Origin of the sequence: Gilliamella sp. Nev6-6, from assembly GCF_001690605.1 — a bacterium.
In the GTDB taxonomy this organism is placed as follows: domain Bacteria; phylum Pseudomonadota; class Gammaproteobacteria; order Enterobacterales; family Orbaceae; genus Gilliamella; species Gilliamella apicola_C.
The window spans coordinates 1-11,896 of record NZ_LZHP01000082.1; the positions used below are offsets into that span (position 1 = coordinate 1).

Below are 11,896 nucleotides of genomic sequence, written 5' to 3' on the forward strand. Positions count from 1 at the left end.
ATTGCTAATTATTAATGAATATTGAGGAGCATATTATGCCTGTAGTAATTAAACGAGATGGTTGTCAAACTGCATTTGATGAGACTCGAATTAACGATGCCATTGTTAAAGCTGCTGTGGCAGCCAATGTTCATGATCCAGATTATTGTGCAACAGTTGCTCGTGTTGTGACTAATCAAATGAGTGAATGTGATAGCGTTGATATTAACGAAATTCAAAATGCAGTTGAAAATCAGTTAATGTCAGGCCCTTATAAAAAATTAGCGAGAACTTATATTGAATATCGTCACGATCGTGATCGTGCTCGTGAAGAACGTAGCCGGCTAAATCAAGATATTCGCGGGCTAATTGAGCAAAGTAATGTTGCCATTTTAAATGAAAATGCTAATAAAGATAGCAAAGTGATACCGACTCAGCGCGATTTACTTGCGGGTATCGTGGCAAGGCATTATGCTAAACAATATATTTTACCAAAAGACATTTTTCAAGCTCATGATTGCGGTGAAATTCATTATCATGATTTAGATTATGCGCCATTCTTCCCAATGTTTAACTGTATGTTAATTGATTTAGATGGTATGTTAACTAACGGATTTAAAATGGGTAATGCTGAAATTGAGCAGCCAAAGTCAATTGCAACAGCGGCAGCTGTAACGGCACAAATTATTGCGCAAGTCGCTAGCCATATTTATGGCGGTACGACAATTAATCGCATTGATGAAGTTTTAGCAAAATTTGTTACCATCAGTTATAACAAACACAAAAAAGTGGCTGAAGAGTGGAATATCCCAAATCCAGAAGCTTATGCTGAAAGCCGTACCCAAAAAGAGTGTTATGATGCGTTTCAGTCTCTAGAGTATGAAGTCAATACTTTACATACCGCTAATGGCCAAACACCATTTGTTACTTTTGGCTTTGGGTTAGGGACTAGCTGGGAATCACGATTAATTCAACAATCTATTTTAAATGTTCGTATTAAAGGACTTGGAAAAAATCACAAGACAGCGGTTTTCCCAAAACTGGTTTTTGCAATTAAAGATGGTATTAATCATAAACAGGGCGATGCTAATTATGATATTAAGCAACTTGCACTTGAGTGTGCAAGTAAGCGGATGTACCCGGATATTTTAAATTACGATAAAGTCGTTGAGGTAACAGGATCATTTAAAACACCAATGGGATGTCGCAGCTTTTTGGGTGTTTATGAAGAAGACGGCCAACAAATTCATGATGGGCGTAATAATTTAGGCGTCATTAGCCTTAATTTACCGCGTATTGCTATAGAAGCTAAAGGTGATGAAGCTCGCTTTTGGGAAATTTTAGATAAACGTTTAGCGCTATGTAAAAAAGCATTAATGACGCGTATTGCTCGACTTGATAGCGTAAAAGCACGTGTAGCTCCTATTTTATACATGGAAGGTGCTTGTGGTGTGAGACTTAACGAAGACGACAATATTTCTGAGATTTTCAAAAATGGTCGCGCTTCAATTTCTTTAGGTTATATTGGTCTTCATGAAACATTAAATGCACTTTACGGAAATCAAACGCATCCATTTGATAGTGATAAATTACGCAAAAAAGGTGTGGCAATTGTTGAGCGTTTACGTAATGCGGTAGATCAATGGAAGAGTGAAACTGGTTATGGGTTTAGTTTATATAGCACGCCAAGCGAAAATTTATGTGATCGATTTTGCCGACTTGATACGGCTGAGTTTGGTGTAATTCCTGGTGTTACTGATAAAGGTTATTATACTAACAGTTTCCATCTTGATGTTGAGAAAAAGGTTAATCCGTACGAAAAAATCGAATTTGAAAAACCTTATCCTCAAGTCGCCAATGGTGGTTTCATTTGCTATGGAGAATATCCAAATATGATTAATAATATCAAAGCGTTAGAAGATGTTTGGGATTATAGTTATTCTCGAGTTCCTTATTATGGGACTAATACGCCAATAGATGAATGTTATGAATGTGGTTATACCGGTGAATTTTCTTGTACCAGCAAAGGCTTTGTTTGCCCAAGTTGTGGTAATCATGATTCTTCAAAAGTATCGGTTACTCGTCGTGTTTGTGGATATTTAGGTAGTCCTGATGCTCGCCCATTCAATTCAGGTAAACAAGAAGAAGTAAAACGTCGAGTTAAACATTTAAATAATGGTCAAATTGGTTAATAATCAATAAATATTTATGAATTATCATCGTTATTATCCTGTTGATGTTGTTAATGGGGAAGGAACTCGCTGTGTTCTTTTCGTTGCTGGCTGTGTACATCAGTGCCCAGGGTGCTATAACAAAAGTACATGGGGTGTAAATTCTGGTTTACCATTTACACAAATACTTGAAGATCAAATTATTAAAGATTTACAAGATACCGAAATAAAACGTCAAGGATTATCGCTTTCTGGTGGTGATCCTTTGCATCCTCAGAACGTTCCAACTATATTAAAACTGGTCCAACGTGTTAAATCTGAATGCGATAATAAAGATATTTGGCTTTGGACGGGGTATAAGCTTGATGAGTTAACCGCTGAACAACAAGCGGTTATTCCTTATATTGATGTGTTAATTGATGGAAAATTTGTGCAAGAACTTGCTGATCCTCGTCTATTATGGCGAGGAAGCAGCAATCAAATTATCCATCGTTTTAAATAAAAATGATTAGTGAATTATTGGGATTTGTGTAAATTGAGAAGATAGGAAATCGCTTCACGGTAGTTAATTTCTAGATTTTCGCTACTTGACGAGGATATGTGTAAGTCAGTAATTTTACCATTATGAATTCCATAAACCCAACCATGTAAATTCACTTTTTGCCCTCGTTGCCATGCTGATTGAATAATTGTAGAGTGGCCAAGGTTGTAGACTTGCTCAACCACATTAAGTTCACACAATACATCCAAACGAATTTCGGGTGGGAATTCTCCTAGTAGAGAGCTATTGCGAAACCATAAATCGCGGATATGCAACAGCCAGTTATTAATTAACCCTAAATCAGGATTTTCAACCGCATCACGAATTCCCCCACAGCCTAGATGACCACAAACAATGATATCTTCGATTTTAAGAACATCTACAGCATATTGAACGACTGATAAACAGTTTAAATCAGTATGTATTACAAGATTACCGACATTTCGATGTACAAATAATTCACCCGGTTTTAGCTTAATAAGTTTTTCTGCTGAAACGCGACTATCTGAGCAGCCGATCCACAAAAATTTCGGATTTTGTTCAATGGCAAGTTGTTTAAAAAATTCTGGATCTTCTTGCTCTATTTTTTCTGACCATTCGTGATTAAAACGAATCAAATCTTGTACATCAAACATAATTGATATTTCCTCATCTATTTCATTTTTATTTTTATTATTATATTTTTGTTTATTTTACGTTATTCAATTTGCCTAATATGTTGAATCTTACTTTTCATGATCAACTTACGCCAGAAAGGCGTCGTTAATAATTTAGCTTTAACAATTTTGCAATAGAGTTTTAAACGTAGTGGAATTGTGCGTTGATAATAACATTTATTTGGTTTCGGATGTTTACTGTTTAAAATTTTACTTAAAATTTCCGCACTATCCAATGCATAACTAATTCCTTCTAAAGAACTAGCACTAATAAAACCTGCAGCTTCGCCAATTAGAAATATGTTTTCATTGCCAGTATAAAAATCACGTAACCGATTTGGGTAAACCACTAAACACTTTTCTGTTTTGACTGGTTTACTAAAAATAAACCCCTGAGCTGTTAATTTTTCTTTTAATTGCTCAAAATTTTGATTTGCCACTTTTTTAGGAAAAGCACCACCAAAAATAAAATAACCATTTTTTGAAATGCTCCAAGCATAGCAATTTGTTGTTTGATTATCAAAAATACACGAATTAAATGGATTTGGGTGTTGTTCTACAAACCATTGTTGTATAGCTACATATTGCCTTATTGTATGCTGAGGATATCGCATTCTTCTGACAAGCGAGTTGGCACCATCAGCACCTACTACATATTGCGCTGTGATATTATATTCGGTTTTGTTTTCATCAATATAAGTGATTTGATAGCCATCAATAATGCGCCTTACTTCTTTACAAAGCGTATTATGAAGAACGGTTACTTTTGACGGTATCAGTGATTTTAACCATAGATCAAATTTGTGTCGATCAAAATTCACATAACTTCGTTGGTAATTGCGAACAAGTTTTGTTTGTAAGTCATAAGTTTTGACACTAAAAATTTGAGGATTAGTTAAAATATCAGTGGGTAAATTCAGCTTTTGTCGAACAAAAGCTTTTTGTGCATCATCTGCTAATAATCCACCACAAGGTTTATGAAAACCTTCATCTGTAGATTGATGTTTTTTATCTAATGCAATGACTTTGAACGACGGGCTAAGTAAACGAGCTAACGTGCTGCCTGCAGGCCCAAGCCCTATAATTGCGATATCATAATCCATGTTATTGTACTGCTTGCTTTATCACGGTTAAAAAAGCTTTCATGTTAGCAAATTAAATTCAATGTGGCTATTAGAGATGTCGTTTTCTGTATACCAACTAGCTTGTCAAAAAGTTTCAGGAATGTATACCGTTTCATCATATAATATAATTTTTTTCAATATGTTAACTTTGTTATTGATCTGATGCTGTTTTTTTAATGCTTGATATAGTTCATTACTTTGATCAAAGCGCTGTATAGCAAGCCAATGTGATTTTGTGATTTGCTCTTTTACTTCTTCAAAGATAGTCGCTTTGTGGTGGATTTTATAAATTCGGTGAATCACTTCAGCTTTTTATTCATTGCCAACGCGGTCTTTTTCGTTAAAAAATGATGCGATTTGAAAAAACAATTTTTTGAAATAACTATGTGATATTTATTAAAATATGTTGCGCATCTACCAGTGTAATAATCGATCAAGTTGGATTTTTATCGAATTAGATCATCAATAAAAACGGCTTGAATAATTGGTGCCAGATCCCAGATTGGCAAGATCAGTTGGTAGGATAATCTACCAATCAAATTGTAATTCACCCTGTTTCGTGTTTTACGTGTAATTTATGTCATGCTTCGGTTAGTTTTCCTTGCGCGCTACAGTAAATACAGCCATTGGTCATTTCAACGATTTGAATTTTAGTGTTAATATTTAATAAATTACTATCAATGCTTACTGAGCCAAATTCATTTTCGATAATAATGGCTTTTCATCACGGTTATGTTGTTTTAATAAATAATTAAGGTGTGTTGTCTTACCTGAGCGAAGAAAGTTATTAAGATTACAGGTAATAAAATCTGTTACTTATCGTTTTTTAATTATTAGCAATATTAAAAACCGCCTTTGCCATTGACTTTTTCCTTCTAGTGCTTTTTAAAAAAACTTTATCAAACATAGGGAGTTGCTTTGGGTGGGTAAGCTTCATATGGTGAACATAATTATCATAACCAAAAGTGCCCACCATCAGTTTTGCAGTTTGACCAAGGTATTTCCCTACTTTAGAGAGAGAATCAAACATATTTTTCTCAGATTGAATACGATATTATTGAAATATAAAATCTTTAAATGGTTATATCGCATAACTCAAATTATAATGACGAATGCAGTATATACCAATAAAGGTGGGAATTTGCCTGAGCCAATCATTGATTAATTGTAATGATTATTAGATTCGCAAATAAAAATCAAATTTTTGATAGCGTTTGATTTTCTGTACTTTTAGTTGATTTGAAAAGAATAGCACTTTAATTTTTTCATGAAATTCATTTATCTATTAGTAAATAACTTCTATAATGTTTGCCAATTTATCACGCATAAGAGTTAATAATGGAAAAGTTTCACGTAAAAGGCCCTACCACGTTAAACGGTGAAGTGGTTATTTCTGGCGCAAAAAATGCTGCGCTGCCAATTTTATTTGCTGCCATTTTGGCTGAAAAGCCTGTTGAACTTAGAAATGTACCCAAGTTGAGAGATATTGATACGACTTTGGAATTGCTAAGTCAGCTAGGTGTAAAATGTGAGCGAAATGACTTTATTCATCTTGATGCGGGCCATCTTAATAACTATTGTGCGCCTTATGAGTTAGTTAAAACTATGCGAGCTTCAATTTGGGCTTTAGGTCCACTTGTGGCACGATTTGGGCAAGGACAAGTTTCATTGCCTGGTGGCTGCGCTATCGGAGCAAGGCCCGTCGATCTTCATATTACAGGTATTGAACAATTAGGTGCAACTATCACGCTTGATGAAGGTTATGTTAAAGCATCAGTAAATGGACGGCTTAAAGGCGCTCATATTGTGATGGATAAAGTAAGTGTTGGTGCAACCGTTACTGTTATGTCAGCAGCAACTTTAGCGGAAGGTAAAACGATAATCGAAAATGCAGCTTGTGAACCTGAAATTGTTGATACAGCTAAATTTTTAAATATGCTAGGCGCCAAAATTACAGGTGCTGGTACTATGCGTATTGAGATTGAAGGTGTTGAACGCTTAGGTGGTGGTGTTCATGAGATAGTTCCTGATCGCATTGAAACAGGAACTTTTTTAGTGGCAGCTGCGATATCCAAAGGTAAAATTACTTGTCGTAATACTGATCCCACTTTGCTTGATGCTGTGCTTTCTAAGCTGAAAGAAGCTGGTGCTAAAATTGAATTTGGTAAAGATTGGGTGTGTTTAGATATGCAAGGAAAAAGAGCGAAAGCAGTGAATATTCATACCGCACCTCACCCAGGGTTTCCTACTGATATGCAAGCTCAATTTTCATTATTAAATATGGTTGCTGAAGGCACAGGGATCATTAAAGAAACAATTTTTGAAAATCGGTTTATGCATGTGCCTGAATTAATTCGTATGGGAGCCAGAGCAGAAATTGAAGGTAACACCTTAATAACTCACGGTGTCGAAAAGCTCAGTGGTACACAAGTAATGGCAACGGACTTACGAGCTTCAGCAAGTTTAGTTTTAGCGGGTTGTATAGCTGAGGGGCTAACTACCGTTGATCGTATTTATCATATTGATCGAGGCTATGACAATATTGAAGCAAAATTAAGAAAACTAGGTGCCAATATTGAAAGGATAATAAAATAATGACAAAACAAGCATTGGTGTTTTTATCGGACGGTTGTGAAGAAACAGAAGCTGTGACAACAATTGATTTATTAACTCGAGCAGCAATTAATGTTACGACAGCTAGCATTTCAAGTTCTCGTGAAATTGCCTGCTCTCGAGGCGTAACAATTTTGGCTCAAAAAGTATTTTCAGACATTCAATACATCGATTTTGACGTAGTGGTGTTGCCTGGTGGGTTAAAAGGAGCTGAAAACTTTCGAGATTGTCCATTATTGATTGAGAAATTAAAGCAAACGCATTTAAATGGTGGTATTGTTGCTGCAATTTGTGCTTCGCCAGCTATGGTTTTACAACATCATAATTTATTTCCTAACGCTAATATGACAGGCTACCCAACTACTAAAGATGCATTCAAAAATTGGAAAGCAGATAGGGTTTATTTTGACAAGCCGAATAACGTTATTACTAGTCAAGGTCCTGCGACTTCTATTGATTTTGCTTTAAAAATTATCGATGTATTGTTAGGCCGAACAAAGGCTGCTGAGGTTGCCGAGCAGTTAGTTCTTCCGTTGGGAATTGAGTCTTATCAATGAATTAGGTACTAAATGTCAAATTCACATTTGTACGAAAAGTTAGTTAAAAGAGCAACGTTAATTGCCGTTTTGACCTCTATTTTTCTAATTTTAATTAAATTTATTACGTGTTGGTTAACTGGTTCAATAAGTTTATTTGCTTCATTACTGGATTCAAGTATTGATTTACTTGCATCTGGTTTCAATTTTTTTTTAGTTCGCTATGCGTTAAAACCTGCTGATGATGAGCATACTTTTGGTCATGGCAAGGCTGAATCTTTGGCTGCATTGTCACAAAGCGCATTTATTATTGGCTCGGCGATAATTTTATTATTTTCTAGTGTTCGATCTTTTATTCATCCTAGCGAATTGCAAATCCCTTTATTAGGAATTATGGTTTCGACAGTTTCAGCGGTAATCACAGGTTTCCTTGTTTTATATCAAAGGCGAGTTGTAAAAATGACTCATAGTCATGCTATTCAGGCTGATATGCTACATTACTCCTCCGACATGTTGATGAATATTGCTGTTATCATTGCGCTTTGCTTAAGTTGGTATGGACTTACTTATGCTGATGCTGTCTTTGCAGCTTTGATTGCTTTATATATTTGTTATAATGCTTACCATATTGCTTATCATGCTATCCAAGATCTGCTGGATCGCGCTTTGCCTGATAGCGATAATGTACGAATTGCTGAAATCATTTCTTCATACCCTGATGTTCTAGGTTTTCATGATCTAAAAACACGACAAGCAGGACCTATAAAATTTATTCAATTACACCTTGAACTCGATGATGACATGCCTTTAATTAAAGCTCATGCTATTGCGGATGCTATTGAAAAATATATTGCAGAAGAATTTTCACCTGCAACAGTAATTATTCATCAAGACCCAGTTTCTGTTGTGCCTGCTGAAATGAAAAAGTAGAAAAATTAATCAGAAATAGCTTTTATTGTCTATTGTTAGATATCTGTTAAGACTCTATAATAACGAAAAGTTAATAAATTGGAGTTATTTAATATGATAAAAAAAATAGGTATTTTAACCAGTGGTGGCGATGCTCCAGGAATGAACGCAGCTATTCGTGGTGTAGTTAGAACTGCATTGGCAGAAGGGCTAGATGTTTTTGGTATCTATGATGGTTATATGGGGCTTTGTGAAGATCGCATTGTTCAACTAGAACGTTCAAGTGTGTCAGATATCATTACTCGTGGTGGCACATTTCTTGGTTCGGCTAGATTTCCAGAATTTAAAGATAAAGCAGTAAGACAAAAGGGCATTGCTAATTTGAAAAAGCATCAAATTGATGCTTTAGTTGTTATTGGTGGTGATGGTTCTTATATGGGGGCAATGCGATTGACTGAAGAAGGTTTCCCATGTATTGGTTTACCAGGTACTATTGATAATGATATTCGTGGCACTGATTATACTATTGGTTATTTTACTGCGCTTAGCACTGCTGTTGAAGCTATTGATAGATTACGCGATACTTGTTCTTCACATAACCGAATTTCAGTAATTGAAATTATGGGACGAGACTGTGGCGATCTAACCTTAAATGCCTCAGTTGCTGGTGGGTGTGAGTTTATGATTATTCCTGAGGTTTCATATACTAAAGAAGATCTAATCGAAGAGATTAAACTCGGCTTTGCTAAAGGTAAAAAACATGCGATTGTGACTGTTACCGAGCATATGTGTGATGTTAAGCAACTTGCTGCAGACATTGAAGCAGCAGTCCATCACGAAACACGGGCAACAGTATTAGGGCATGTTCAACGAGGCGGTTCACCGGTTCCTTATGATCGTATTTTAGGTTCTCGTATGGGAGCTTATGCCGTTGAATTATTGTTACAAGGTGAGGCAGGTAGAAGCGTAGGTGTACAAAATAATAAATTAGTGCATCATAATATTGTTGATGCTATCAATAATATGAAACGCCCATTTGATATTGATCTATATAATACTGCCAAACGATTATTTTAAATCGTTTATTGTGCAACTAAAGCATAATCTACATTAATTAATATCATTCTGTTTTGCTATAGGTGAACTGTTAAAGATAAAATCTTAAAACAGTCACCTATTTTTTTCTCTACATGTTTTCCTGTAATAGATTTCAGTTATTATAAAAAATTCTTGGATTTTATTAAGTATGGATGTAATTTATAATCAATTAATTACACATATTATGCGGGTAATTTTATGTCATTACGTTTTTTAGAAGAAAGCAATCGCTTTTATGTTTGTGATGCTAATAATAAAGAAATCGCTGAAATGACTTTTACAAGAGTGGGAAAAGATAAAGCGACTATTAATCATACTTATACCGATCCAAAATATCGAGGGCAAGGTATCGCTGATAATTTATTAGAGTTAGTGGTAAAACGTCTCCGGCAGGAAAATCGAGAAATTATTCCTATTTGTTCATTTGCGGCGAATAAATTGGTTAGGTAATCAAATCAAGCGCAATTCGATTATAATATTGATTTATATTAATATTTTCACTGTATTCTTATATGGTTTTTTTTGTAAAAGAGTATTCTAGTTACATAAATATGTGATAATGTATGCACATTCACTTTCATTATTCACACTATCGAAAATGGTAACAGAAAAACCGCAAAAAATTCATTCTATTCACGTATTACGTGGTGTTGCGATTATTATGATTGTTTTTAGTCACTGCTTAGGTGTATTTAAAAATAATCATTTAATTACAAATAGTTATTTATTTTCTTTTTTAAATTTATTTGCATTTAATTTCACTACTTTTTTTGTATTAATTGCCGGTTTTTTATTTCAACACTTGACTTACAAATATGATACTAAAACATACTATTTATCAAAATTTAAGACAGTAGTATGCCCTTATATTTCGGTATCACTTTTTTGTTTTATCTTTTTTCATTATCAGTACTTATCCAATTTGCCATGGTTCTCATCAATTGAGCCTAGTGTTATGAATGCGATAGTTCACATGATGCTAACTGGCACACAGCTTCTACCTTTATGGTTTATGCCAATGATTATCATTATATATTTAATGGGACCACTTTTCTTTTATTGGTCGAAAAAAAAATTAATTGTTGCAGGTTTGATTGCTATGTTTTGGGTTGTGATGTTTACTAAGCCAGATTTTACTAAACCGTTTTTAAATTTATTGCATTACGGTCCTATTTATCTAATTGGCATGATGATAAAACAAAATTATGAAACTATTATCAAATCAGTAAAAGATAATTTGTTTTTGATAATATCCTTTTTCTGTTCATGTTTTTTCATTCCATTTGCTTATCGCTATATGACTCATTTGGTTGTAGAAAAGCTATATTATGATACATTACAAAAGATCGTTTTATTTATATTAGCACTTTATTTTTTAGATGGGCTCAACCATAAAGAGAATAAAGGAAAGATTTATAAATTTTTCTCTTATATGGCAAATATAAGTTTTCCTATCTATTTTATTCATGAAATCATTGTGTTACAGCTTGAGCATCTGTTATATATCTCTCCACTAAGCAATATAATTAAAACGGATAATGGTTGGTTAGCATCATTGGGGGCTGTAACTTTTTTAGTATCTACTTTAGTTATCAGTATTATGATTGCTAATATAATAAAATTGATTTTCAAAAATAACGCAAAATATCTTATAGGTGGAATTCGCTAAATCACGTTATTTATATTTAGTGCATTTTTAATGCTTTTGGTAAAAAACCGAATAATTACTATAGTGAGAATAATCGTTCGCTTTTTAAATATATACAAAATATCAATTAATTTTGAAAAAATTATTGAAAACACAAGGATTTTCATATTTACATCAAATGCAGCGAATAAAAGGATTTGAACAAATAAAAAACAAACGAGAGAAAAATTGAAATTAATGCTTGCACGAATTCTTAAAGTCCCTATAATGCTCACCCACTGACACGGCGTCAGAGAAAAGCTGAGGCGAGTTAGTGAAAAATTAAGATCAAAAATTTTGAAAAAAGATCTTGACGAATAAAAAAGGTTAGCGTAGTATACGCAACCCTTGAGACAGCGAAGTAAATTAACGGAAAGTTGATTGATTTAAAAAGGCTGTTAGCTCTTTAAAAATAAGAAACAGACAATCTGTGTGGGCACTTGCGAGACAAAAGATTAAAGTCTACGGACTAAAAAATTAAGTCTTGATAAGTGACACTGAAGATTCATTTGAATATGTCAGAGACAGTTATTGAGCATCAAACTTTAAATTGAAGAGTTTGATCATGGCTCAGATTGAACG

Annotated in this window: 13 protein-coding genes; 8 read left to right on the forward strand and 5 right to left on the reverse strand. The window is 34.1% G+C overall.

Features of this window, described 5'->3' with window-relative positions; translation table 11 throughout:
- The first annotated feature begins 32 nt into the window (after positions 1-32).
- Positions 33-2,171, forward strand: coding sequence for an anaerobic ribonucleoside-triphosphate reductase (nrdD, locus tag A9G42_RS09685; protein ID WP_065653316.1), 2,139 nt, complete (start codon positions 33-35; stop codon positions 2,169-2,171).
- 16 nt (positions 2,172-2,187) lie between these two features.
- Complete coding sequence (gene nrdG, locus A9G42_RS09690) at positions 2,188-2,652, forward strand: anaerobic ribonucleoside-triphosphate reductase-activating protein (protein ID WP_065653310.1); 465 nt, start codon at positions 2,188-2,190, stop codon at positions 2,650-2,652.
- 14 nt (positions 2,653-2,666) lie between these two features.
- Here the strand turns inward: nrdG and can are convergent, their stop codons facing one another.
- The 5 genes from can to A9G42_RS09710 all read right to left on the reverse strand — a co-directional run bounded on the left by can (position 2,667) and on the right by A9G42_RS09710 (position 5,501).
- The gene (gene can, locus A9G42_RS09695) at positions 2,667-3,326 is read right to left on the reverse strand and encodes a carbonate dehydratase (protein WP_065567317.1); all 660 of its coding nucleotides are present in this window, start codon (positions 3,324-3,326) and stop codon (positions 2,667-2,669) included.
- 62 nt (positions 3,327-3,388) lie between these two features.
- Positions 3,389-4,450 carry an FAD-binding protein gene (locus tag A9G42_RS09700; RefSeq protein ID WP_065588637.1) on the reverse strand — a complete coding sequence of 354 codons (1,062 nt, stop codon included), beginning with the start codon at positions 4,448-4,450 and terminating at the stop codon, positions 3,389-3,391.
- 105 nt (positions 4,451-4,555) lie between these two features.
- Positions 4,556-4,774: a hypothetical protein gene (locus A9G42_RS09705; protein ID WP_065653311.1), complete on the reverse strand. Its 219-nt coding sequence runs from the start codon at positions 4,772-4,774 to the stop codon at positions 4,556-4,558.
- Positions 4,775-5,051: 277 nt separating this feature from the next.
- Positions 5,052-5,186 carry a GTP-binding protein gene (locus A9G42_RS14840; protein WP_082212117.1) on the reverse strand — a complete coding sequence of 45 codons (135 nt, stop codon included), beginning with the start codon at positions 5,184-5,186 and terminating at the stop codon, positions 5,052-5,054.
- 111 nt (positions 5,187-5,297) lie between these two features.
- Positions 5,298-5,501 carry a CstA-like transporter-associated (seleno)protein gene (locus tag A9G42_RS09710; protein WP_065653312.1) on the reverse strand — a complete coding sequence of 68 codons (204 nt, stop codon included), beginning with the start codon at positions 5,499-5,501 and terminating at the stop codon, positions 5,298-5,300.
- 308 nt (positions 5,502-5,809) lie between these two features.
- Here A9G42_RS09710 and murA point away from each other — a divergent pair, with 308 nt between their 5' ends.
- The 6 genes from murA (at position 5,810) to A9G42_RS09740 (ending at position 11,296) form a co-directional block, all read left to right on the forward strand.
- The gene (gene murA / locus A9G42_RS09715) at positions 5,810-7,066 is read left to right on the forward strand and encodes a UDP-N-acetylglucosamine 1-carboxyvinyltransferase (RefSeq protein ID WP_065653313.1); all 1,257 of its coding nucleotides are present in this window, start codon (positions 5,810-5,812) and stop codon (positions 7,064-7,066) included.
- Entirely contained in the window at positions 7,066-7,641 is a 576-nt protein-coding gene (gene yajL / locus A9G42_RS09720; protein ID WP_065653314.1) for a protein deglycase YajL, read from the forward strand. The genes murA and yajL overlap by 1 nt, the downstream gene beginning before the upstream one ends.
- A gap of 12 nt (positions 7,642-7,653) precedes the next feature.
- A complete protein-coding gene (locus tag A9G42_RS09725) occupies positions 7,654-8,550 on the forward strand; it encodes a cation diffusion facilitator family transporter (RefSeq protein WP_065582146.1) in 897 nt (298 codons plus the stop codon).
- Positions 8,551-8,643: 93 nt separating this feature from the next.
- Complete coding sequence (gene pfkA, locus A9G42_RS09730; protein ID WP_065567323.1) at positions 8,644-9,606, forward strand: 6-phosphofructokinase; 963 nt, start codon at positions 8,644-8,646, stop codon at positions 9,604-9,606.
- Between the two features lie 219 nt (positions 9,607-9,825).
- On the forward strand, positions 9,826-10,077 hold the full coding sequence (locus A9G42_RS09735) for a GNAT family N-acetyltransferase (protein ID WP_065588640.1): 252 nt from the start codon (positions 9,826-9,828) through the stop codon (positions 10,075-10,077).
- Between the two features lie 148 nt (positions 10,078-10,225).
- Entirely contained in the window at positions 10,226-11,296 is a 1,071-nt protein-coding gene (locus tag A9G42_RS09740; protein ID WP_179854640.1) for an acyltransferase, read from the forward strand.
- Positions 11,297-11,896: the final 600 nt, after the last annotated feature.